The sequence below is a fragment of the Sedimentitalea nanhaiensis DSM 24252 genome (genome assembly GCF_000473225.1).
GTDB classification, from domain to species: domain Bacteria; phylum Pseudomonadota; class Alphaproteobacteria; order Rhodobacterales; family Rhodobacteraceae; genus Sedimentitalea; species Sedimentitalea nanhaiensis.
The window spans coordinates 2,740,425-2,763,233 of record NZ_KI421509.1 but is presented as its reverse complement, the minus strand read 5'-3'; the positions used below and the strand labels follow the sequence as shown (position 1 = coordinate 2,763,233).

Sequence of the window (22,809 nt, the reverse complement as noted above, 5' to 3'; positions counted from 1 at the left end):
ATGGATCAAAATCTGCCAGTCAAGGCACGTCTCGAGGCGATGTCGGATACGCTCACCGCAACCGAGCGCAAGCTGTGCACGGCGCTGTTGTTGGACTATCCATTTGCCGGCCTGGACCCCATCCAGATCCTGGCGAAAAAAACCAAGACCTCGCCGCCTTCGATTTCCCGGTTTGTCAGCAAGCTGGGTTTCTCGGGGTATCACGATTTTCAGCGTCAACTGATTGACGAGCTGAAAGACGGAAATCGTTCGCCGCTGGACCTGCATCAAAACAACCGCGCCTTGAAAGGTGCGTTCCTGGAAGATTTCGTGACCCGCGCCACAACCTTGCTGGCTGACTCGACATCGGCGATCACCCAGGTTCAGTTCGAACGGGTTTGCGCCCTGTTCGCCGATGAAAAACGCAACATCTATGTGATCGGCGGGCGCATAAGTGACGCCATCGCCCTTTATCTGTCGCGGCATCTGCGCCAGATACGCGGCAACGTTTTCCATTTGCCCGCGGACCCGGAAATCTGGCCCGAGTATCTGTTGCGGATGAAACCGCGCGACGTATTGTTCATTGTAGATTTTCGCCGATATCAGCCGAGTCTTGAAAAGCTGGCCGAGCGGGCGACGACCCGGCAGGGCGCGCAGGTGGTTGTGCTGACCGACAAATGGCTGTCGCCGGTGGCCCGGACTGCAAGCGAGGTGATCGCCACCCCAATTGAAAGCGGCACGGTCTGGGACAGCTATGCCGGGGCGCTTGTGTTGTTAGAGGCGGTCGTGACACGGATCGCAGAGGGCAACTGGGACAAGGCCAGAAAGAGAATTGAGCGCTGGGACGCCCTGCGTCTGGATCTTGGAGAAATGACCGATGATCAATAACCCGCTGGTATTCGTCGCAACGTCGGATTTTGCCGGAAAGCTGCGTGGAAAAAGCTTTCCGCTGCCGGACCTTGCAAAACGGTCGCAAAACGGTGTCGGGTGGACACCGACCAATGTGCAGATCACCTGTTTTGACAGGATCGCGGAAACTCCGTTCGGCTCACTGGGAGATCTGCTGCTTGTGCCGGATCCGGAAACGCTGGTGGATATAGACTATGCCGATGGTCATCTGTCGGATCGGTTTGTGTTGGGAGACATACTCGAACTGGATAGGACCCCCTGGAGCTGCTGCACCCGGTCGATCCTGAAACAGGCGCTGGCTCGGCTGGAACACGTGGGCGGTGTCAGCCTGGTGGCGTCATTCGAGCACGAGTTTCAGTTGCAAACCGAAACGCCAACCTTTGGCGAAGCGTATACCCACGCCGGATTTCACGCTCAGCGCAGGTTGGGGGAAACCCTGATGGCGGCGCTGAATGCCGCAGGAATGTCACCTGACACCTTCATGAACGAATACGGACCGGACCAATTTGAAGTGACGATTGACCCCGACGAGGCCTTGCGCGCCGCAGACAGCGCCGTAGCCCTGCGGGAGATCACACGCTCGGTTGCCCAAAGGCTGGGGGAACGCGCCAGCTTCACCCCGATCCGCGACCCTGAAAACGTCGGAAACGGTGTCCACATTCATATGAGCTTTACCGACACCCAGGGCGTTCCACTCACCTATGACGCAAATGGACCGGCGGGCATGTCAAAACTGACAGGTGCCTTTGTCGCCGGCATCCTGAAATATCTAGACAGCATGATTGCGCTGACGGCCCCGAGCGATGTGTCCTATCTCAGGTTGACGCCGCACCGGTGGAGCGCGGCCTACAACAATCTCGGCTTGCGTGACCGCGAGGCATCGCTGCGCATATGCCCGACGTCCGCGCAGGACGAAGCCGGCATTGCACGGCAATACAACTTCGAATTCCGCGCTGCGGATGCCGCTGCTTCGCCATATCTGGCGCTGGCAGCCATCGTCAACGCCGGTGTGCAGGGGATAGAGGAAGGGCTGGCTCCGCCGCCTGTAACGCAGGAAGACCTGTCGCTTCTGTCTGCAAAGGATCTGAGCGCCAAAGGGTTTGTCCGGCTGCCGCAAACCCTGCCCGAGGCCCTGGCGCGGTTCGAGAACAATCCAACTGTACGCGGCTGGTTTCCGGACGGGTTTGCAGAAATTTACCTGGCACATAAGCGCGGTGAACTGGCCTATCTCGGAACTATGACCGATAAAGAACGGTGCGCCGCATATGCCGGGGTCTATTGAACCGCTCGCCAGGCAGGAGCCATACTGAAAGGGGTGTATCCCCTTGAGATACGTTTCACTCGCAACTTAAGCCGGACCGGCGAGCCGCCCTGTTGTTTGGAAATGCCGCCCGGGAACCCGAACGCAAACAAGCGCCGCGATGCATTTGTTCGGCGTCGACATGCCAACGCCCAAATCATCCGCAACTTGCCTGCGTGCAAGCCCGCTGACCAGTCCGACCCGCCCCGCATCCTGGCGGAATTCATCCGTCGGTTTCAGCCCCATAGTTCGCGCATCTGCTGCAATAACTGTTTTCAAAAGAGCGGCAGCAAGCCGCGGCAGATCCAGATGGATGTTTCGGAAATAGTGCGCGCATCGTCATCCCTGAAGAACGGCTTGACCAAATCATCGCTACGGGTGACTGCTTGCTACCCATGTCCAGAGCATTCCGGCTTACATCTGAATCGTCTATCACTGCCTGAAATCAGGGACTACAACACGATAGATGAGAGCTGATGTCTCAGGTTAAAGGCCAAATGCCATCGACCACCCGCGACTGTGCCACGCAGGACGGGCAGAAAGGATACCAATGACCTATTCGCTTGCCATTCATGGCGGTGCCGGAACCATCCTGAGATCCGCCATGACGCCGCAAAAAGAAGCCGCCTTTCACGTCGCCCTGGCCACCGCCCTGGAGGCCGGTGAAGCTGTTCTGCGCGAGGATGGCAGCGCGATGGATGCGGTTGTGGCCGCCGTTTGCGTGCTGGAGAACGAACCGCTGTTCAATGCCGGGCGCGGTGCGGTTTTTACCGCGGAAGGCAAGCAAGAGATGGACGCGGCAGTGATGGACGGCCGCGATCGCCGCGCGGGGTCGGTCGCGGGCGTCTTTGGGCCGAAGAATCCGGTCCGCCTGGCCCGAGCAGTGATGGAACGTACCGAGCATGTGACGCTGATCGGCACAAACGCGCTGAAATTGGCGCAAGCGGCCGGATTGCCTTTTGGCGACAACGAGTATTTCTTTACCCAGACCCGATGGGATGCCCTGCAGGAAACCCTGCAATTGCGCGAGCGTGGAGAAGTCCCGGACGACCCCGCCCGGCGGCACGGCACCGTAGGGGCGGTAGCGCGGGACAGCCAGGGAAATGTGGCGGCGGCCACCTCGACCGGGGGAATGACCGCCAAGGCACCGGGCCGTGTTGGCGACACCCCGATGATCGGTGCCGGAACCTTTGCCGACAACGCCACCTGTGCGGTCTCGGCAACGGGCCACGGCGAGGTGTTCATCCGCTGGACCGCCGCCTCCGAGATCGCCGCCCGGATACGCCATGCGGGCGAGACCCTGCAGCACGCCGCGGATCATGTGGTGATGCAGGATCTGGCGCAAAACGATGGATCGGGCGGCGTCATCGCGGTGGATCGTCACGGCCATATCGCGATGCCGTTCAATTGCGAGGGCATGTATCGCGGTTGGGTGCAAAAAGGCGCGGATCCGGAAACGCGGATCTATTAAGTCACCCGTTTACAAGGCAGACTTAGCGCCCCTTGCCGACAGGGCACTGCGAACTGTTCTGTCATACAAGGCCCACGCGTTGGGACGACCCATACGATACGGGGCCAGGTCACTGTGCCCGATCAGGTGGACTTGCGTATGTCGCCCGCATCCAGAACCGGCGATGCGTCGATGTCTTCGGCATCCATCATCGTGGCCACACGTTCCAGAGAAGCCAGGATCATGGCCTGCTCCCAATCCTCGAGTGCTGCAAATTTGCGGACATACCTTTGCTGCAGGGGGTCGGGCGCGTCTTCGATCGTCTTGCGCCCCTGGTCGGTGATAACGATGTTCGTTTGACGGCGATCCGCCTCGGACTTTTCCCGCACGACCATGCCGGATTTCACCAACTTATCGACAAGCGACGTTACGGTGGCCTGCGACACCCGCATGCGCTGTGAAATGGCCGTAGACGTACAGTGCCCGGACTCCGCCACGACCTGCAGGACGCGGAACTGAACGGCCGTCAATCCGGCGGCTTGCGCAAGCTTTCGTCCGAACAGTTCGGTAGCGCGAATAATTCTGCGGAGAGCGATCAGGCTGCCATCAATCCGGTCCATACGGTTCCTTGCTCTGGTTGTGCGATGCACTCTACGCCGGAACCTGTGGAACGCGCAAACACAGCCTGCCGACCCAAACTAAGCTTATCTAAATATTATTTGCACTGCGACGCTTCAATATAATCTATATTTTTTAAGCATATGCACCCATATATAGCAAATCCCAATCACCAGTTGAAGTTTCTTGACTGATGCTTTACTTAGCCAAACGAAGCAAAAGGAGATTGTTGTCGAATGAAACACGCACTCGATCTGCACGGAAAGCCCTTGCCTGTTGTTCGCACCCCTCGGGCCGAAGACGGGGCGGCGATCTGGGAACTCGTGCGCGCGTGCAAACCGCTGGACGAGAACTCAATGTATTGCAACCTCATCCAATGCGACCACTTTCGCGAAACCTGTGTCGTGGCCGAACTTGGCCGCACCATCGCCGGCTGGGTTTCTGCCTACGTGCTGCCGGACGACCCGGCCACACTGTTTGTCTGGCAGGTCGCCGTATCACCGAATGCGCGCGGCCGCGGGTTGGGTTCGCTTATGCTGAACGGCCTGCTGCAACGCGATGCCTGCGCAGATATCGCCCGGATTCAGACGACGATCACGGCCGACAACGATGCCTCGTGGTCGCTGTTCCGGCGATTTGCAAACCGACGCGGTGTCAGGCTGGACGCCAAAGCCTATTACACCCAGGCGCTGCATTTCCGTGACCGGCACGAAACCGAACACATGGTTACGATCAACCTCAAAGAAAGCATGGAAAAGGCCGCCTAGACGCCTGTAGCGCCGCCGCTTTCCCGTCTCATACCCGAAGGACACCAAATGCCGACCGCCAAGTCAGCCGAAATTTCCGTATTCAAACGCCGTGAATCCGAGGCCCGTAGTTATTGCCGTGGCTTCGATACGGTTTTCACCCGGGCCTCGGGGTCGGAAATGACCGATATCAACGGGCGGGATTATATCGATTTCCTCGCAGGTTGTTCATCCTTGAACTATGGCCACAACGATGCCGACATGAAGGCAGCCCTGATCGAACATATCAGCGCCGATGGCATGGCACATGCGCTCGATTTGCACACGGATACCAAAGCCGCGTTTTTGGACGCTTTCGAGACGCATATCCTTGAACCGCGCGACATGGATCATCGCGTGATGTTCACCGGGCCGACGGGCGCGAATGCGGTTGAAGCCGCGATGAAAATCGCCCGCAAGGTCACAGGGCGCACCAACATCATCGCCTTCACAAACGGGTTTCACGGCGTCACTGCCGGGGCGCTGGCGGCCACAGGAAACAACTATCATCGCGGCGCGGCCGGGGTAACGCTGAACGGTGTGACGCGCATGCCATATGACAATTTCATCGGCAGCGAGATCGATACGGCGGACTATCTCGATGCGATGCTGACAGACCGCTCCAGCGGTGTCGACGCCCCCGCCGCGATCATCCTTGAAACCGTTCAGGGCGAAGGCGGGCTGAATGCCGCCAGCCCCGAATGGCTCCGGCAGGTGGCCGATGTCGCCAAACGACACGGTGCCCTGCTGATCGTCGATGACATCCAGGCCGGTTGCGGTCGATGCGGCACGTTCTTTTCGTTCGAGGATATGGGCATCGTGCCCGACATTGTCACTCTGGCCAAATCGATCTCGGGTTTCGGCCTGCCGATGGCGTTGATGCTGGTCCGCCCGCAGCACGATGTATTCGGCCCGGCAGAACACAATGGCACCTTCCGTGGCAACACCCATGCCTTTGTCACGGCGAAGGTCACGATCGAGAAATTCTGGAGCGATGACACCTTTCAAGAGGGATTAGGCAAGAAGGCCGAGATCCTGACAGAGGCCCTGCGCAACCTGGTCGACCTGGTTCCCGGCGCGCGGTTGAAGGGGCGCGGTCTGATGCTGGGGGTCGACGTGGGATGCGGCCACTTGGCCGGCGAGATCTGCGCACGGGCGTTCCGCAAGGGATTGATCATTGAGACCTCTGGCTCTGAAGGTCAGGTCGTCAAGGTTCTGGCGCCATTGACCACGCCGGAACAGCAGTTCCGCAAGGGGCTGAACATCCTGCTCGACGCAGCACGCGACGTGACCCAATCTACCAGATTTGCGGCGGAGTAAGACCATGATCGTCAGAGATTTCAACAAGATCATCAAGACCGAGCGCAACAGGGTTGTGTCGGATGCCAAATGGTCCTCGGTCCGGATGCTTCTGGCCGAAGACGGGATGGGATTTTCGTTCCACATCACGTTCCTGGATGCCGGATCCGAACACACGTTCGAATACAAGAACCATTTCGAGAGCGTGTATTGCATTCAGGGCACCGGATCGATCACCGACCTTGCGACAGGCAGGACACATCACATTCAACCCGGCGTCATGTACGCGCTGAACGACCATGACCGTCACACGCTGCGCGCCGAGGAAGATCTGGTCATGGCCTGTGTCTTTAACCCGCCAGTGACCGGCAGCGAAGTCCATCAGGCCGACGGATCCTACGCTCTGGAAGACAGTTGAAAAAGGCTTCGGCGCTGATGTCGGGCAGATACTTGTGACATTTCCAAAACATACCGTCGAGAAAATTGGCGGCACCTCGACGAGCCGCATCCGCGACCTATGCGACACCCTGCTGATTGGGGACCGTTCTGGATCCGGGCTCTATCATCGGATCTTTGTGTTTCCGCATTTGGCGGGATCACCAACCTGCTGCTTGAACACAAGAAATCCGGGCAACCGGGTGTCTATGCCCTGTTTTCAAATGACCACAACGATCATGGCTGGCTGAATGCGCTGACCAATGTCGCAACGGGCATGGCCGATGAATTCGTCCGCGAGCGGATCGAGGGCACCCGATCCTGTCTTTTCGATCTGCAGCGCTTGTGTTCCTACGGTCATTTTCGGCTGTCCGACCATATGGCCGTAACCCGCGAGCTTCTGTCTGGTCTGGGCGAGGCACACTCGGCCTTTGTCACAACGCTGCTGCAGCGCGCAGGGGTCAACGCCCGGTTCGTCGATCTCAGCGGCTGGCGCGGCGCACGCGAATGCACCCTGCCTCAACGCATTTCTCGCGGGCTGGACGGAGTGGATCTGGAAACAGAACTGCCCATCGTCACCGGATATGCCCAGTGCAGCGAGGGCCTGATGCAGAAATATGATCGCGGCTATTCCGAGGTCACCTTTTGTAACATCGCGGCCTATACCGGCGCGACCGAGGCCATCATCCACAAGGAATTCCACCTGTCTTCCGCCGACCCTAATCTGGTCGGGTCAACCAATGTCGGAAAGCTTGGCCATACCGACTATGATGTGGCCGATCAGCAGCTCAACATGGGCATTCCAACCTTCTCAGGGAAATTTCCGACACGAGCAGAAGCCAGCAACTGTATTTCTTAGGCAACCTGATTGGCAGGCACCCCACGCATCGGCGGACCGTCAATCGTGATTTCGCCCCGTCGGGGTCAGGCCCAGATCCTTGATCGCGACAAAACCGCCAAAACGTTTTTCAACGCCGCCGAGCGTAATGATCGGCTTATCTGTCATGGTGTTCCCCGGTCTGTGCGGCGGCAGAAGGACACGGCCCGCAAAAGCGGCCCGGCCGAGAACAGTGGCAATATGGAGCCCAACGCCAGGGTATTGGGAAACTTGGCGGGAAAGCGGATCTGGCTCCGGATATGGACCGGCAGCGCAGGCGGCTTTCTCGAGCAATTGATCGAATACCTCAAAAGCAGATTTCATGGTCAACACCGCGAATGGGATCGCCAGGAACACATGCCCCGGGATCGCGGTGCTCAGCAAGGATTTCAAACCTGCGCTGAGAAACGTCACCTGCATCGACGACGCAACGATGATGCACGGAATCGACAACGGCAGGGTGACCCGCAGGAAACTGCGCAGGCCGGTTGCGGCCTCCAGCAACAGCGGTCGACTGTCTGCGGCGAGACATACAGCGGCAAAATAGCGATCTCTGCCCAGGCATGGGCCAGCATCGGCACTACGGCAAACTGAGTGGAAAGCAGGAACGAAACGGGCTCGTGGATCGACCCAAGACCCATCGGGGCCGGTTTCAGAACCCCGTTAAAGCCAAGGATTGCTTCCACGAAAAAACCGCAGCAGATATCTGCTCCAGAAAGGGATGGCGATCGGCAGCAGCCAGAACGGCTTTTTCCCGGTTCGAAACGCGATGAAATGGGCGATCGGATAGGCCAGCGCCATTCAGGCAAGCCGTATTCTGCCGCGAAGCGCGCAATCGCACCGGGATTGGCCGCTATTCGGACACGCGCAACGACAGGGTGAGGGGCCCGATACTGGCCGCCTTCGAAAGCATTGCGCAGCAGATCGATCTCCCGAAGCCCCAGATCGCTGCAAGGGACGCGACCCACGGCATAATGGCACTGCTCGAAGGCATGTGGACGGATTATTTGCTCAAGCCGGGATCGTTCAATCGCACATCGGCAAAGCGCATCATTTTCCGTTTTTTGGGATCGCTTTTTCCGTTGAGCTTCTCGGAAAATACCCGCACCGGTTCAGCACGCCTGCAGACAGGCATCCATCGGGGCATGGTCGGCCACCCGCAGGGGGAGGTCCGCGATAATCTGCGATACAACATGCCAAGGTTTCTCTTGGCGCGGGCCATTGGCTTGGCTATGTCAGATGTCCCGGCCATCGACAGGAGGCGTCATTGAACACCGCTCAGCGCATCGTACGAACCATCGCGACCGAGATTGCAGCCCGCCCCGAACAGGTCCAGGCCGCAATTGCCCTGCTGGACGACGGTGCGACAGTGCCTTTTGTGGCCCGCTATCGCAAGGAAGCCACCGGCGGGTTGGACGACACCCAACTGCGCAACCTTGCCGAGCGGATGGGCTATCTGCGCGAACTCGAAGCGCGGCGCAGCACGATCCTTGACTCAATCCGCTCGCAGGACAAGCTGACCGATGATCTGGCCCGCGCGATTGCCGGGGCCGACACCAAGGCCGCGCTGGAAGATATTTATCTGCCCTACAAACCGAAACGCCGCACCAAGGCGATGATTGCGCGCGAAAAAGGGTTGGAGCCGCTGCTTGAATCGATCCTTGCAGACCGCAACGCAGATCCGGAAACCCTGGCCGCCGCCTATCTGAGCGAGGCGGTGCAGGATACCAAATCGGCATTGACCGGTGCGCGTGACATCCTGGCCGAACGTCTGTGCGAAGACGCCGAACTGTTGGGGGCCCTGCGCAATTTCATGCATCAGGATGCCGTGCTCAGTGCCACGGTGATTCCCGGACAGGAAGACAAGGGCGCCAAATTCTCGGACTATTTCCATCATCGCGAACCCTGGTCCAAGGTGCCGTCCCACCGGGCGCTTGCCATGCTGCGCGCGTCCAAAGAAGGGGTTGTGACGGTGGATATCGCCCCCGACACCGGTGCCGCACGGGCCGAAGCCATTGTCGCACGCCGCCTCAACCCCGCCGGTTCGGGTGCCGGCGATGTCTGGCTGCGGGCGGCGGCGGGCTGGACATGGCGGGTCAAGCTGGCGACGACCATGATGATGGACCTGTTCAGCGACCTGCGCAGCCGCGCCCATGACGAGGCGATTGCCGTCTTTGCCCGCAACCTCAAGGATCTGTTGCTGGCCGCACCTGCGGGGCCGCGCGCGACACTGGGGCTCGATCCGGGTATCCGCACCGGGGTCAAGGCTGCGGTGGTGGATGACACCGGCAAGGTGGTCGCGACCGAAACGCTGTATCCGTTCCAGCCCAGGAATGACCTGCGTGGCGCACAGTCCGCGATCTTGCGGCTGGTCCGGCAGCATGGGGTCGAACTGATCGCCATCGGCAACGGCACCGCCAGCCGCGAAACCGAGCGGATGGTCGCCGACACGCTGGCCCTGTTGCCCAAGGAACAAAAAGCCCCCAGCAAGGTCGTGGTCAGCGAGGCGGGGGCCTCGGTCTATTCTGCCTCGGAACTGGCCGCGCGCGAGTTTCCCGATCTGGATGTCTCGCTGCGCGGCGCGGTGTCGATTGCCCGTCGCTTGCAGGACCCGCTGGCGGAACTGGTCAAGATCGAGCCCAAATCCATCGGTGTCGGGCAGTATCAGCACGATGTCGATCAGCACCGGCTGGACAAATCCCTTGCCGCTGTGGTCGAGGATGCGGTGAACGCAGTGGGCGTGGATCTGAATACCGCCTCCGCGCCCCTGTTGGCGCATGTCTCCGGATTGGGTCCGGGCCTGGCCGAGGCCGTCGTCGCACATCGCGACGCAAAGGGCGCGTTCCGGTCGCGCAAGGATTTGCTCAAGGTTGCCCGGCTGGGGCCGCGCGCGTTTGAGCAATGCGCGGGTTTCCTGCGCATCCGCGATGGCCAGGAACCGCTGGATTCCTCGTCCGTGCACCCCGAGGCCTATGGCTTGGCGCGGCGTATCGTTGCCGCCTGTGGGCGCGATCTGCGCGCCGTGATGGCAGATCCGGCCGCGTTGCGGCGGCTGCGCCCCGAAGATTTTGTCGATGACAGCTTTGGCCTGCCCACCGTCCGCGACATCCTGGGCGAGTTGGAAAAACCCGGCCGCGATCCCCGTCCGGCCTTTAAAACGGCGGTGTTTGCCGATGGGGTCGAAGACATCAAGGATCTGAAACCGGGAATGCGGCTTGAAGGGACGGTGACCAACGTGGCCGCCTTTGGTGCCTTTGTCGATGTCGGCGTACATCAGGACGGGCTGGTCCATGTTAGCCAACTGGCCGACCGGTTCGTCAAGGACCCGCACGAGGTGGTCAAGGCCGGTGACGTGGTGCAGGTGCGTGTGACCGAAGTCGATATTCCACGCAATCGCATCGGGTTAAGCATGCGCAAAGACGGCGGTGCCACGGCTCGTCAAGACCGGGCCGAACGGGGCAACGCCCCCAGGGGCAAACCGCCGGCACGCGGCACCGGCAAGGCGCAACCGCCCTCCAAACCCGCGAGTCAGACCGGATCTCTGGGTTCGGCCCTGCTGGACGCGATGAAACAACGATAGGCGAAGCGTCAGGTCGGCGGAAACTGCCGCGCAACGGCATCCAGACCCTGTTGTGTCGCCACCAAGGCGCGTTCGATGTCGTCTTCTGTATGTGCGGCCGACAGAAACATGTTGTGCCATGGGTGCAGATACACGCCATGGCGCAGGGCGGTTACCGCGAACAGATTGCCCTTGGCAAAATCGGGATCGTCGTCAAACAGCATCAGCGGCATCTGTGGCGGCCCGCTTTGCCGCAGTCCCAGCCCCAGATCGTCGGCCTGTGCCTGAACGCCCGCCCGCAACATCCCGCCAAGACGGACCATATGGCGGATCGCATCGATCCTGCGCAATTTTTGCACTGTCGCCAGGGCCGCCGCCATTGCCCCCGCCCCGCACCAGAACGACCCGGTCACGAAGACCTGGCGCGCCGCATCGCGAAATCTGTCATTACCGGTGACCGCCGCGATCGGATGGCCATTGCCCAGCGCCTTGCTCCATGCGGACAGATCGGGCCGGACGCCCAATGGCTCCCAACTGCCTCCAAGGTCGATACGAAACCCCGCGCGCACATCGTCCAATATCAACGCCGCGCCGGCCGCATCGGCCAACCGCCGCATGGCACGCGCAAATTCGGGTGTCGGCATTTCCTGATCCCGGCGGATATCATGGCGAAAAGCCGATGTAACGATCCCAGCCAGATCCGGTCCGGCCCGTTCCATCGCCCGGTTCAGGGACTCCATATCGTTATAGTCGTAGTGAATCAGATGTGCCCGGTCCTCAAGGGTTGTCCCGGCGGGACGTGGCGTACACCAGGGCGCGGCCCCGTGATAGGCCCCGTTGGCCACCAGAATCTTGGATCGCCCGGTTTGCGCCCGCGCGATCGTCACACAGGCGGTGGTGGCATCGGTGCCATTCTTTGAAAACATCGCCCAATCCGCCGCCGGGATCAGCTCGACCAGCGTTTCGGCCAGATCCACCGTCACTTCGGCCGGTCCGTTTGCAATCTCCAGCGCCGCATGCTGAAGCCGGAACGCTGCTTCGACCTCGGGATCGTTATACCCCAGGATCATCGGCCCGTAGCCGCACATGAAATCGATATATTCGTTGCCGTCCACATCCCGCACCCGCGCGCCATCGGCAGAGGCAAAGAACTGCGGATAGCCCGCCGGCAGGGCGGCAACGTCCATGTGACCCCACATGCCCCCCGGGATCACCGCCTTTGCCCGGGCCCGGATTGCCTTGTCCCGGCTCATTCGAAGGTGACAAAGGATTTGGCGGTGTCGCGGCTGTACTGGCCACTGGCCGACAACAATTGCCGGGTATAGTCCTGCGTCGGCGTCCCGGACCGCAACTGTGCCGTGGTCAGTTCTTCAATGAACTGCCCCCGGTTCATCACCGCAACACGCTCGCACATATGCGCGACGACGGCCAGGTTGTGACTGACCATCAGATAGGTCAGGCCGCGCTCGCGTTGCAGCGTTTTCAACAAGTTCAGGATTTCCGCCTGCACCGAGACATCCAATGCCGAGGTCGGCTCGTCCAGCAACAAAATCTCGGGCTCAAGGATCAATGCCCGGGCAATGGCGATGCGTTGACGTTGACCGCCCGAGATCTGATAGGGATAGCGAAATCGCATCTCGATGCCCAGCCCGACCTCGTCCAGCGCCTGCAAAACCCGCGCCCCGCGCCGGTCCATGCGGTGAATCTCCAGCGGCTCCATAAGGATGTCGTTGATCGTATGGCGCGGATGCAGTGACCCGTACGGGTCTTGAAACACCATCTGCATCTGCCGGGCAGTCGTCCGGTCACGGCGGCGCCCCAATTCCGCGCCATCAATCCGGACCGTCCCGGTCCAGTTCCCGCTCAAACGCGAAATCGCCCGCAGGACGGTGGATTTGCCCGACCCGGACTCGCCCACCAAGCCAAAGGATTCGCCACGGGCAATGTCAAACGACACGTCCCGCACGGCGTGCAGCTCGGTGCGGCCCTGACCAAAGGTCACGTTGAGGTTCTGCACCTCGATCATCGGCCCCGCCGCGCTCATCCGGTCAACCAGGCTGGATCGCGCTGCAACACGGGCAGCATATCCTGCGGATGGTCAAGTTCGGGCACACAACTCAGCAGGCCACGGGTATAGGGATGCTGCGCGTTCTGCAGTTTGCCCGCCTCGATCACCTCCATCACCTGCCCGGCGTACATCACCAGCACCCGGTCGCAGAAGGACGCGACAAGGTTCAGATCGTGACTGATCAGGATCAGACCCATGCCGCGGTCGCGCACCATGTCGTCCAGCAGCGCCAGAACCTGCATCTGCACCGTCACATCCAGCGCCGAGGTCGGTTCGTCCGCGATGATGATATCCGGGTTCGGTATCAGCATCATCGCAATCATCACCCGCTGGCCCATGCCGCCGGACACCTGATGCGGGTACATCTGATACACCTTTTCCGGCTCGCGGATCTGCACCGTTTCCAACATCTCCAACGCTCGTGCGCGGGCCTGGCGTTTGTCGGCGGTCGAATGGATGCGAAAGGCCTCTGCGATCTGGTCCCCGACCTTCATCACCGGGTTCAGCGAATAGCGCGGGTCCTGCATGATCATTGAAATCCGTGCGCCCCGGATGGCGCGCAGGGTCCGCTCTGAGGCTGTCATCAGATCAATCCCGTCGAATTCCATCCGTTTCGCCGTGACCCGACCGTTGGCGGCGGACAGGCGCAACAAGGCGCGCCCGGTCTGGGATTTTCCAGAGCCGGATTCACCGACGATCCCCAACCGCTCGCGCCCCAGGTCAAAGGATACCCCACGCACCGCCTCGACCGGCCCGCGATGGGTGTCGAACGTGACCCGCAGATCCTGAACGGACAACAGCGGGCTCATGTGTCGGAACTCTTGGGGTCGAGCACGTCGCGCAGACCGTCACCCAACAGGCAAAAACCCAGGCTGACCAGAAAGATCGCGATGCCCGGCACTGTGGGCACCCACCATTGATCCAGCAGCAATTGCCGCCCCGTGGAAATCATCGCCCCCCATTCCGGGCTGGGGGGTTGCGCGCCCAGCCCCAAAAAGCCCAGACCCGCCGCGGTCAGGATGATCCCGGCCATGTCCAGCGTCAGGCGGATGATGACCGAAGCCAGGCACATGGGTACGATGTGGCGCCGCAGAATGCGAAAGGTCGACGCGCCCTGCGCCTGTGCCGCCATGATATATTCGGAATTGCGGATGGTCAGCACCTCGGCCCGCGCGATCCGGGCATAGGGCGACCAGGTGGTCAGCGCGATGGCCAGAACCGCGTTCTCCAGCCCCGGCCCCAGCGCCGCAACCAGTGCCAGCGCCAGGATAAGCCGGGGAAACGCCAGGAAAATATCGGTGAACCGCATCAGGGCATTGTCAACCCAGCCGCCCATATAGCCCGCGATGGTCCCGATCGCGAGACCGATAGGCACCACAATGACCGATACCAGCCCGACAATATACAGCGTGATCCGCGAGCCCCAGACAATGCGGTCATAGATGTCGCGGCCCAGCTGGTCGGTGCCCAGCCAGTGCTCGGCGCTGAACGGTTGCAGGCGGTTCGGCAGATCCGGCTTCAGCCCGTTGGTTGCGGTCAGCAGCGGCGCAAAGATCGCCATGAACACCAGCGTGCCAACGATGAACAGGCCGGTCATGGCAATCGGATTGGACCGCAGCGCCAGCCAGCCCAGATAGGCGCGCTGGCACCGCGCCTGCAGGGTCGAGCCGGGCGACGGCGACAGCAGCCAGCCGCGCAATCCGGCGGCGCCGGAAGTTGGTGTCGTTTCACTCATGTCCGCGCCCTTGGATCGACCAGTTTGTACAAAAGATCCGACAGCATGTTGATGCCCACAAAGCAGGTTCCGACCACGACCGTGCCGCCCAGAACCGCACTCATGTCGGCGTTGAACAGCGAGGTGGTGATATATTGCCCGATGCCCGGCCAGGAAAACACCGTTTCGGTCAGAACCGACCCTTCCAGCAGCGAGGCATAGGTCAGCCCGATGATGGTGATCAGCTGCACCAGAACATTGCGAAAGGCGTGACGCCAGACCACCCCCGGTTCGCTGACACCTTTGACGCGGGCCGTCAGGATGTATTCCTGGTTCAGCTGGTCGAGCATGAAACTGCGCGTCATTCGTGCGATATAGGCCAGCGCAAAGGCCCCCAGGATCGAGGCCGGCAAGATCAGGTGCGACACCGCGTTGTCGAATATGTCCCATTCGCCGGCCATCGCGGCGTCGATCAGGATGAATCCTGTCACCGGCTCGACCACCCCGTCGAAATACACGTCCAGCCGCCCCGGTCCGGCAACCCAGCCCAGGTTGCCGTAAAAGATCAGCAGGGCCACCATGCCCAGCCAGAACACCGGCACCGAATAGCCGATCAGCCCCAGCACCCGAACCACATGGTCGATCAGCCTGCCCTGATTGACCGCCGCCCAGACCCCCATCGGCACACCGATCAAAACCCCCATCAACGTTGCGATGGTGGCCAGTTCCAGCGTGGCGGGAAAGAACCGTTTGATGTCCTCGATCACCGGGCGCGATGTCATCACCGAGGTGCCCAGATCGCCCTGGGCCAATTCGACCAGATAGCGCCCGTATTGCGCATAGATCGGGCGGTCCAGCCCCATCTCGGTGTAGACCTTGTCATACGCCTCTTGCGAGGCCCGGTCGCCGACAATGGCCAGCACCGGATCGGCGGGCATCACCCGCCCGATGGTAAAGGTCACCGCAGTCAGCCCGACAAAGGTCAGAACCAGCGTCAGCAGCATGTTCAGGATCGACTTGACGGGTCCTGGCAGCGACAGGAAAGGCCCCGTCGCTGCCCGAGATGTGGTATTTGCCAAGGCCCGCGCCTACTTGGTGATCCCGCGATAATAGATCATGTCGAAGGTCGCGCCTGATACATAGCCTTCGACCTCTTTGCGGATCGCCGATTGCTCGGTCTGCTGGAACAGGATCGCATAGGGCGAATTCATCTGCAGATCGTGCTGAATTTCCTGATACAGCGCCTCGCGCTTGTCCAGATCCAACTCGTTGCGGGCCGCGACAACCTTGGCATTGGTGGCTTCGTCCGCCCAGGCATTGCGCCAGGCCAGAACACCGGTCAGCTTGGCTTCGGGGCGGTTGTCCGGGTTATGCGCAAAGGCATCCAGATTGGAATGCGGGTCGGTGTAATCCGGCGACCATTGCGCCAGGATCAACTGGTGCTTTTGCGCGCGGTACATCGGCCACAGGGTCTTGCCCTCGGCGGTTGTGATGCTGGCCCTGATCCCGGCCTGCGCCAGTGTCGCCTGAACCGATTGGGCGATCTGCGGATAGGGCGAACTGTTCAGCGTATCGATCTTGATTTCAAAGCCATCGGGATATCCCGCCTCTGCCAGCAACGCCTTGGCCTTTTCAACATCAAGGGTGAACGGGGTTTCGTCATAGGCCCCCCACAGACCACCGGGCCACGCCGCCTGATGCACTTTGAACTGCCCTTGCAGGAAGCTGTTGGCCATGCCTTGATAATCGACCAGATAGCGCAGTGCCTCGACCACCTTCGGGTTGCCCAGTATCGGGTCGCTGGCATTGGCCGCCAGATAAATCAGCGCGCCCTTGGGGTCGGCCTGAATTTTCAGATCTTCATTGCTGGAAATGCCCTCGATCTGGTCCGGTGTCAGGTCACGCGCCAGATCGACATCGCCTTTTTCAATCATCAGCCGCTGGGCCGACGGTTCGGCGATATGGCGGATGATCACCCGCTTCACGCCCGGCGCACCATGGCGATAGTCGGGGAAGGCTTCGAGCGAGACCAGTTCGTTGGCCTTCCACGATTTCAGCATGAACGGGCCGGATCCGGCGCTGTTGTTCTTGAGCCAGCCATAGCCCATGTCGCCATCGACCTCATGCGCCATGACCTCTTTCATGTCGACAATCGAGGCGATGCCCGCCGACAGCGCGTTCAGCACCAGCGCGGGCGAGAATTCTTCGGTGATGGTGATCTTGGCCTTGTCGCCATCCACGACAATCAGCTCGTCCACATTTTCCGGGGTCCAGCCGAACTGGGTGATGATGAACGACGGTGTCTTGCCCAGCTTGACCACCCGGCGCAGCGAATACACCACGTCTTCGGCGGTGACCGGGTTGCCGGAATGAAAGGTCATGTCGGGCCGAATGGCAAAGGCGATGGTCTTGCCATCCTCGCTGATGTCCCAACTCTCAGCCACGCCGCCGACCAGCTTGGTCAGGTTTTCCGGCTCGAACATCATCAGCTTGTCATAGATGTTGGCGATCATTTCGCCGCCGGAAAACTCGAAAACCTCGGCCGGATCCAGTGTTATGATATCGCTGATATCCTTGGCCATCACAAAGGTATCCTTGGGCGGCGCAGCCTGCGCCGACGTACCAATGGCAAGGGCGGTCGCAATAGCCAGGGGCCAGGCGAGCAGATGCCGTCTTGAAATTTTCATGTTTGAATCTCCCTTTGATCCCGCTGTTTGTCACGGACCGGGTCCGGTGCGGGCGCTTTGTATGGCCTTGAAAGCCGGCCTGCCTTTAACCTTGAAGAAAATTCGCCTTCGGTCAACTCTTGTGTTCCTGGCCCGCGCCCGGGCCGTCGCGCAGGAAAGGGTTCGTTTTCATTTGCCCAAGAGCGCCGGTTTCCACTCCGGCGGATCCTCGCCATAGGGGCTTCTCATTTGGAGTGCCTTGGCCCAGAGTGCGCCGATAGACCCGTGCGGCGACAGTGCCGGCGCTTGCAATTAATTCAGTCAGGAGCCCTGAATGCACGAGAAAATCACCGTGTTCGATGGTCACAATGATTCCATTCTCAAACTGGAAATCGCGGCGCGGACCGGCACAGCGCTGGACTTTTCCGGTCCCGACCCGGCCCTGCACATCGACATTTCCAGCGCACGCAAGGCGGGGTTTTCAGGCGGGTTGTTCGCGATGTTCACCCCCTCGCAACCGGACCGGCTGGGCCAGGAGTTCGACCCCGGCGACCCGGCGAATTTCGCCCCGCTCGATCAGCCCACCGCGCTAAAATTCACTTTGGCGATGTTTTCGCGATTGCGCCGCCTGGCCCGAGACAAGCCCGAAGATCTGGCCCTTTGCACCGATAGCGGGCAGGCACGGGCCGCCATGGGCACGGACAGGATCGCCATCGTGCCCCATATCGAAGGGGCCGAGTGCATAGATACCGATTTCAATGCGCTTGAAATTCTGCATGCCGCCGGTTTGCGATCTCTGGGACCGGTGTGGTCGCGCGACAACGTCTTTGGCCATGGCGCGCCGATGGCCCGCCAGCCCGATCTGGATCCGGGCAAGGGTCTGACACCGGCTGGCGTCGAACTGGTGCGCGAATGCAACCGGCTTGGTATCCTGGTCGACCTGTCGCATCTGACCGAGGCCGGGTTCTGGGACGTTGCGAAATCGACCTCGCGGCCTCTGGTCGCCTCGCATTCCAATGCGCATGCGATTTCGCCCAGCGCGCGCAACCTGACCGACCGGCAACTGGCCGCCGTCGCCGAATCCGGCGGGTTGGTCGGACTCAATTTTCACGTCGCCTTTCTGCGCCCCGATTGCCGCCACGACCGGAACACACCGCTGGACCTGATGATCCGGCATCTCAGCCATATGCTGTCGATTCTGGGCGAGGACGGAGTCGCACTGGGGTCCGATTTCGATGGGTGTATGCTGCCCGATGCAATTGGCGGGGTCGGAGGGCTGCCCGATCTGATCGATGCCATGCAAAAGGCGCAGTTCGGCCAACAACTGATCAGAAAAATCTGTTTTGAGAATTGGCTGGTGGCGCTGGATCGCGCGGCGGCCTGATCGATCCGCCGTCGACGTCAGATGCTCTGTCGCTGCGGACGATTCCGGCCGGTGATGGCGAATGTCATGCAACTCAGCAGGGCTGTGGTCGTTCCCATGCCGGTATAGGCCAGCATCGATTCCAGAACCGAACCGCCTGTGTACAGCGTCGTGGTCCCCGCAATCAGGCCGCCCAAGGCCCCCAAAATGACAAATGCAACGATCACGCCGACCAGGCTCCCTTAGGTTGCGAATGCTTCAGTTCTTGCACTCTACTCAAGATTGCACCGCCGCCAAATCCTTTGGCATCTCGTAAGCCAATTTTCACCGAATCCCTGAACCCTATAGGCGGATCCCTGCCGTCGGCGCCCGGCCACGCGATCTGTTGCAGGATCGGCACGCACCGGCTTTCGTTTGGCAATCGCACCAAGCCAAACCGTGAAATGCCTTCCGAACGGTTGTAAAACCGCGTAAAACGCCGCAGGGGCGCTGAGAATTGACCACATAGAGAAAGCCCAACATGAAACGGTTTCTATTACTTTTGACTTCCCTGCTGATCGTGCCGCTGGCCGCCACGCAGGTGTTGGCGCAGGACACTTACCGGATCAAATCGGGCGATGTTCTGCGAATCGAGGTTCTGGAAGACTCCAGCCTCAACCGCGAATCGCTTGTTCTGCCGGACGGCCGGGTTTCGGTTCCGATGGTTGGCAGCGTTCGGGTCGGCGGGCGCAGCGTTGACGAGGTCCGCGCCGACATCATTGCACAGCTGCGGCCAAACTTTGCCTCTGACCCGACCGTGTTCGTGTCGTTGGCGCAGCTGGCACCGCCACGTCCCAGCGGCGGCGGATCGGGTACCGTCAGCGGCGTTACGGTCTATATGCTCGGCGAAGTCGCGACACCTGGCGCGATGGAGGTCAAGCGGGGCACCACGTTTCTGCAGGCCTTGGCCCAGGGCGGGGGAGTGACCCGGTTTGGCGCCACCAAGCGTCTGCAATTGCGTCGCGCCGGGGCGAATGGCCAGCAACAGATCTATACCTACAACGTCAAGGATATTATTGACGGAAAATCCAGCATCCGCACGCCGGTGCTGCAAGAAGGCGATGTAATCATCGTGCCGCAACGACGGCTGTTCGAATAACATCCCGGGCAAGGGGGCAGTGGTGAACAAGGGACTGATCGCAAGCGCCGCCTTGGCTGGTGGCGTCCTCGTGGCATTGAGCCCTGCGCTGGCGCAGGACGAAGAGGAATTCGGCACCCTGCGCCAGAGGCTGCGGGTCGAACAGGAATTCGGCGTCGGCGAAAACCTCGGTCTGGAGGTTCCCAGCGAAGGCAGCACCTCGCTGTCGACCACGCGTCTGACCTATGGTCTGGAAACCAAGACCCGCATTCAGGAACTCGCCCTGACCGTTGGTGGCGCGCTGCGCTTTGGCAGCGTGGCCGAAGGCAACACGTTGCAAACCGGGTTCACCGATCCCCTGATCGGACTGCGCTATCTGCGCGACACCGGCAACGCCGATTTTTCGGTGGATCTGGATTATCGCCAATCCGATATTTCGCTGACGGCACCGTTGTGGACGTTTCTGGATCAGGACGGCATCATCCGTCCGCCGCGGGATTTCGGCAATATCCGGGGATCAGGGGAACGGCGCGCCTATAATGTCGACACTCAGCTTGAACTCGGCAAAAATGCCCCGGTTGGCCTTCGGTTCACGGCGGGAACCAATGGCGTCAACTATATCGATGCGACCGACACATCGCTGACCGACTCCGACTACAATAACCTGGGGCTTTCGGCATTATTCCGTTTCAACCCGGTCACGACCGGATATATAGACCTGTATTACCAGACCTATAAAAACAAGGACACTCTGAGCACCGATCGGGTGACTGAAACAGTACAGGCCGGCTTCGACCGCGTGCTGTCGGCGCGTTCATCTCTCGGCTTTCGCTTCGGCTATACCGATGTTGACACCACCACGACCAACCCGTTCACCGGCATCGACTCGCTGGCAAAACAGTCCGGTCCCAGCGGCAATATCAGCTATGTCACCGAATTGCCCAATGGTGACTTTGCCACCACCTTCGACCTGAGCCAGAATTCCGAAGGCCAGCGCGGCACCTTGCGCTTCTCACGCAGCATGGCTCTGCCGACCGGCAGCCTGTCCGCCAATGTCGGCCTGACCAGCTTTGACAGCTCGGACCCGCAAGTCATTGGCGGTATCACCTGGCTGCACGAAATGCCCAGAAGCTCGTTCAACCTCCGCCTAAACCGCGACGTGTACACAGACGAAAATGACGAGGACCGGTTCAGCAACTACCTGGTGGCCGGATACAAGCATGACATCAACGCGGTCTCGTACCTGACCGCCGACCTGTCGCTGAGCTATAACGAATCCACCGCATCGCAAGAGGCGACCCATCGTGCGACCGCCGTTCTGGTCTATAATCACACCCTCACACGGGACTGGAGCATGAACGCCGGCATCGAATACAACATGCTCGACGAAGACCCCCAGGGACGCGCGGATTCCACCGCCGTGTTTTTTGGCATCGCACGCAACTTCGACCTGAGCAACTGACGCCGCACTGCTACGGAGCGGCGAGATCTTTCAGGATCGGGCAGTCCGGGCGGCGGTCCCCGGCGCAGGCGGACACCAGCCGCGACAGGGTATCGCGCATGCCCTGCAATTCCGACAGCTTGCGGTCGATCTGGTCCAACTGTGCGAGCGCAACGCGTTTGACATCGGCGCTGGCCCGGCTGTCGTCTTCGTACAGGGCCAGCAGGGTGCGGCAATCCTGAATCGAGAATCCCAGTGCCCGCGCCCGCCCGACAAAGGCCAGCTTGTGGCAATCGGTATCGTCAAAGGCGCGATAGCCATTGGTGTCGCGTGCGGGGCGGATCAGGCCGATGTCCTCGTAATAGCGGATGGTTTTCGCCGGAAGACCTGTCTTGCTCGCAACCTCTCCGATATTCATGCGCGTCTCCTAATATGCATATGCCGCCACCGGGCGTGGATTCGGCGCAACCAGCGCCGCGCCACGCGCAAAATATGCACCCCATTCACCCCGCGGCCAGATCGCCCGAGACCGGCATCACATCGGCGCTTTCGATGGCAACGCATGATCATCGCCACCCGCACGGGCGCATATTGGCGTCTTGCGGCCTGTGCCGCGGCGCTCAGCGCTCGGACGGGTCGGTCTTGTCCAGCTCGTTCAACAGGTCCAGCAGCATCTCGTAGCGGTCCGAACCGATCTGCTCGCGCACATTTTCGAGCAAGGCGAGGCTTGTGGTCAAATGCTCTTCGATCAACGCGGTGCCCAAGACGGTGATCTGGACAATCTGCTTGCGCCGATCCACTTCATCCCGCCTGCGGTCGATGAACCCTTTGTCTTGCAGCTTTTGCAGGATTCGGGTCAGGCTGGGCAGAAGCAGACAGGCCTTTTCCGAGATCCGTGTCGGCTCCATCGGGCCTTCTTCTTCCAGAACCCGCAGCACACGCCATTGCTGTTCGGTGATACCCACGCCGGACAACATCTCACGGATTGGCCCCATCACCCGTTCGCGGGCACGCAGCAGGGCGATTGGCAAGGATCGCGATGTTCGCAGTCGGGATTTGCTCATATAACTTTTGTGCCCTGCTATTCTCCAAAGCGCAATTGCATCAACTGCAATCCTTGTCCAGTGTGGCAGTCCTGTTGCAAAGCGCCGCAAAATTGATAACCCTTTTAACAAAGCAACCACTCGAGACACCCGCGCTCCGGAAACGCCGGTTTGGCCGAGCATTTT

General features: G+C 60.6%; 22 protein-coding genes and 3 pseudogenes. 12 read left to right on the top strand and 13 right to left on the bottom strand.

What is annotated here, in order from left to right; genetic code table 11:
• Positions 1 to 867 (top strand): MurR/RpiR family transcriptional regulator, encoded by an 867-nt coding sequence (locus NANH_RS0115410; protein ID WP_036049910.1) that lies wholly within the window; start codon positions 1 to 3, stop codon positions 865 to 867.
• Positions 857 to 2,170, top strand: coding sequence for a glutamine synthetase family protein (locus NANH_RS0115405; protein ID WP_051372439.1), 1,314 nt, complete (start codon positions 857 to 859; stop codon positions 2,168 to 2,170). Before NANH_RS0115410 ends, NANH_RS0115405 begins: the two co-directional genes overlap by 11 nt.
• A 132-nt stretch (positions 2,171 to 2,302) precedes the next feature.
• Here the strand turns inward: NANH_RS0115405 and NANH_RS26325 are convergent.
• A pseudogene (locus NANH_RS26325) lies at positions 2,303 to 2,434 on the bottom strand (IS3 family transposase); the annotation flags it as partial.
• A 304-nt stretch (positions 2,435 to 2,738) separates the two neighbouring features.
• Here NANH_RS26325 and NANH_RS0115395 point away from each other — a divergent pair.
• Positions 2,739 to 3,659, top strand: a complete 921-nt coding sequence (locus NANH_RS0115395; protein WP_027262853.1) for an isoaspartyl peptidase/L-asparaginase family protein — start codon at positions 2,739 to 2,741, stop codon at positions 3,657 to 3,659.
• A gap of 122 nt (positions 3,660 to 3,781) precedes the next feature.
• Here the strand turns inward: NANH_RS0115395 and NANH_RS0115390 are convergent, their stop codons facing one another.
• On the bottom strand, positions 3,782 to 4,258 hold the full coding sequence (locus tag NANH_RS0115390; RefSeq protein ID WP_027262852.1) for a MarR family winged helix-turn-helix transcriptional regulator: 477 nt from the start codon (positions 4,256 to 4,258) through the stop codon (positions 3,782 to 3,784).
• Positions 4,259 to 4,492: 234 nt separating this feature from the next.
• Here NANH_RS0115390 and ectA point away from each other — a divergent pair, with 234 nt between their 5' ends.
• The 4 genes and pseudogenes from ectA to NANH_RS26320 form a co-directional block, all read left to right on the top strand.
• Complete coding sequence (ectA, locus tag NANH_RS0115385) at positions 4,493 to 5,023, top strand: diaminobutyrate acetyltransferase (protein ID WP_027262851.1); 531 nt, start codon at positions 4,493 to 4,495, stop codon at positions 5,021 to 5,023.
• A 48-nt stretch (positions 5,024 to 5,071) separates the two neighbouring features.
• Positions 5,072 to 6,361: a diaminobutyrate--2-oxoglutarate transaminase gene (gene ectB / locus NANH_RS0115380; protein WP_027262850.1), complete on the top strand. Its 1,290-nt coding sequence runs from the start codon at positions 5,072 to 5,074 to the stop codon at positions 6,359 to 6,361.
• A 4-nt stretch (positions 6,362 to 6,365) separates the two neighbouring features.
• A complete protein-coding gene (locus NANH_RS0115375) occupies positions 6,366 to 6,758 on the top strand; it encodes an ectoine synthase (RefSeq protein WP_027262849.1) in 393 nt (130 codons plus the stop codon).
• A 34-nt stretch (positions 6,759 to 6,792) separates the two neighbouring features.
• Positions 6,793 to 7,595, top strand: a pseudogene (locus tag NANH_RS26320) (aspartate kinase); the annotation flags it as partial.
• Positions 7,596 to 7,673: 78 nt separating this feature from the next.
• Here NANH_RS26320 and NANH_RS26315 read toward each other — a convergent pair.
• Positions 7,674 to 8,156: an ABC transporter permease subunit gene (locus NANH_RS26315; RefSeq protein WP_027262848.1), complete on the bottom strand. Its 483-nt coding sequence runs from the start codon at positions 8,154 to 8,156 to the stop codon at positions 7,674 to 7,676.
• 159 nt (positions 8,157 to 8,315) lie between these two features.
• The gene (locus NANH_RS28625; protein ID WP_154665582.1) at positions 8,316 to 8,453 is read right to left on the bottom strand and encodes a hypothetical protein; all 138 of its coding nucleotides are present in this window, start codon (positions 8,451 to 8,453) and stop codon (positions 8,316 to 8,318) included.
• 26 nt (positions 8,454 to 8,479) lie between these two features.
• Between NANH_RS28625 and NANH_RS27480 the strand changes: the two are divergent.
• Positions 8,480 to 8,923: pseudogene (locus NANH_RS27480) on the top strand (TetR family transcriptional regulator C-terminal domain-containing protein); the annotation flags it as partial.
• Positions 8,920 to 11,232, top strand: a complete 2,313-nt coding sequence (locus NANH_RS0115350; protein WP_027262846.1) for a Tex family protein — start codon at positions 8,920 to 8,922, stop codon at positions 11,230 to 11,232. The pseudogene NANH_RS27480 and the gene NANH_RS0115350, both read left to right, overlap by 4 nt.
• A gap of 8 nt (positions 11,233 to 11,240) precedes the next feature.
• On the opposite strand, the gene NANH_RS0115345 is transcribed toward NANH_RS0115350, so the two are convergent.
• From NANH_RS0115345 to NANH_RS0115320, 6 genes are read right to left on the bottom strand one after another with little or no spacing between them, the layout of a single operon-like run.
• Positions 11,241 to 12,464 (bottom strand): aminotransferase class III-fold pyridoxal phosphate-dependent enzyme, encoded by a 1,224-nt coding sequence (locus tag NANH_RS0115345; protein WP_027262845.1) that lies wholly within the window; start codon positions 12,462 to 12,464, stop codon positions 11,241 to 11,243.
• The gene (locus NANH_RS0115340; protein ID WP_027262844.1) at positions 12,461 to 13,255 is read right to left on the bottom strand and encodes an ABC transporter ATP-binding protein; all 795 of its coding nucleotides are present in this window, start codon (positions 13,253 to 13,255) and stop codon (positions 12,461 to 12,463) included. The genes NANH_RS0115345 and NANH_RS0115340 overlap by 4 nt, the downstream gene beginning before the upstream one ends.
• Positions 13,252 to 14,088: an ABC transporter ATP-binding protein gene (locus tag NANH_RS0115335; RefSeq protein WP_027262843.1), complete on the bottom strand. Its 837-nt coding sequence runs from the start codon at positions 14,086 to 14,088 to the stop codon at positions 13,252 to 13,254. The genes NANH_RS0115340 and NANH_RS0115335 overlap by 4 nt, the downstream gene beginning before the upstream one ends.
• Entirely contained in the window at positions 14,085 to 15,014 is a 930-nt protein-coding gene (gene nikC, locus NANH_RS0115330) for a nickel transporter permease (protein ID WP_027262842.1), read from the bottom strand. Before nikC ends, NANH_RS0115335 begins: the two co-directional genes overlap by 4 nt.
• The gene (locus tag NANH_RS0115325; protein ID WP_074920644.1) at positions 15,011 to 16,072 is read right to left on the bottom strand and encodes an ABC transporter permease; all 1,062 of its coding nucleotides are present in this window, start codon (positions 16,070 to 16,072) and stop codon (positions 15,011 to 15,013) included. The genes nikC and NANH_RS0115325 overlap by 4 nt, the downstream gene beginning before the upstream one ends.
• Before the next feature lie 9 nt (positions 16,073 to 16,081).
• Complete coding sequence (locus NANH_RS0115320) at positions 16,082 to 17,680, bottom strand: ABC transporter substrate-binding protein (protein WP_027262840.1); 1,599 nt, start codon at positions 17,678 to 17,680, stop codon at positions 16,082 to 16,084.
• A 313-nt stretch (positions 17,681 to 17,993) separates the two neighbouring features.
• Here NANH_RS0115320 and NANH_RS0115315 point away from each other — a divergent pair, with 313 nt between their 5' ends.
• Positions 17,994 to 19,043, top strand: coding sequence for a dipeptidase (locus NANH_RS0115315; protein WP_036049905.1), 1,050 nt, complete (start codon positions 17,994 to 17,996; stop codon positions 19,041 to 19,043).
• A 17-nt stretch (positions 19,044 to 19,060) separates the two neighbouring features.
• Here the strand turns inward: NANH_RS0115315 and NANH_RS0115310 are convergent, their stop codons facing one another.
• The gene (locus tag NANH_RS0115310) at positions 19,061 to 19,249 is read right to left on the bottom strand and encodes a hypothetical protein (RefSeq protein WP_027262838.1); all 189 of its coding nucleotides are present in this window, start codon (positions 19,247 to 19,249) and stop codon (positions 19,061 to 19,063) included.
• Between the two features lie 293 nt (positions 19,250 to 19,542).
• On the opposite strand from NANH_RS0115310, the gene NANH_RS0115305 reads away from it, so the two are divergent.
• Positions 19,543 to 20,160, top strand: coding sequence for a polysaccharide biosynthesis/export family protein (locus NANH_RS0115305; protein WP_027262837.1), 618 nt, complete (start codon positions 19,543 to 19,545; stop codon positions 20,158 to 20,160).
• Positions 20,161 to 20,182: 22 nt separating this feature from the next.
• Entirely contained in the window at positions 20,183 to 21,601 is a 1,419-nt protein-coding gene (locus NANH_RS0115300) for a hypothetical protein (RefSeq protein WP_139236450.1), read from the top strand.
• 10 nt (positions 21,602 to 21,611) lie between these two features.
• On the opposite strand, the gene cueR is transcribed toward NANH_RS0115300, so the two are convergent.
• Together cueR and hpaR are read right to left on the bottom strand one after the other, a co-directional pair.
• A complete protein-coding gene (gene cueR, locus NANH_RS0115295) occupies positions 21,612 to 21,998 on the bottom strand; it encodes a Cu(I)-responsive transcriptional regulator (protein ID WP_027262835.1) in 387 nt (128 codons plus the stop codon).
• A 202-nt stretch (positions 21,999 to 22,200) separates the two neighbouring features.
• The gene (gene hpaR, locus NANH_RS0115290) at positions 22,201 to 22,644 is read right to left on the bottom strand and encodes a homoprotocatechuate degradation operon regulator HpaR (RefSeq protein WP_027262834.1); all 444 of its coding nucleotides are present in this window, start codon (positions 22,642 to 22,644) and stop codon (positions 22,201 to 22,203) included.
• Between the last annotated feature and the right edge of the window lie 165 nt (positions 22,645 to 22,809).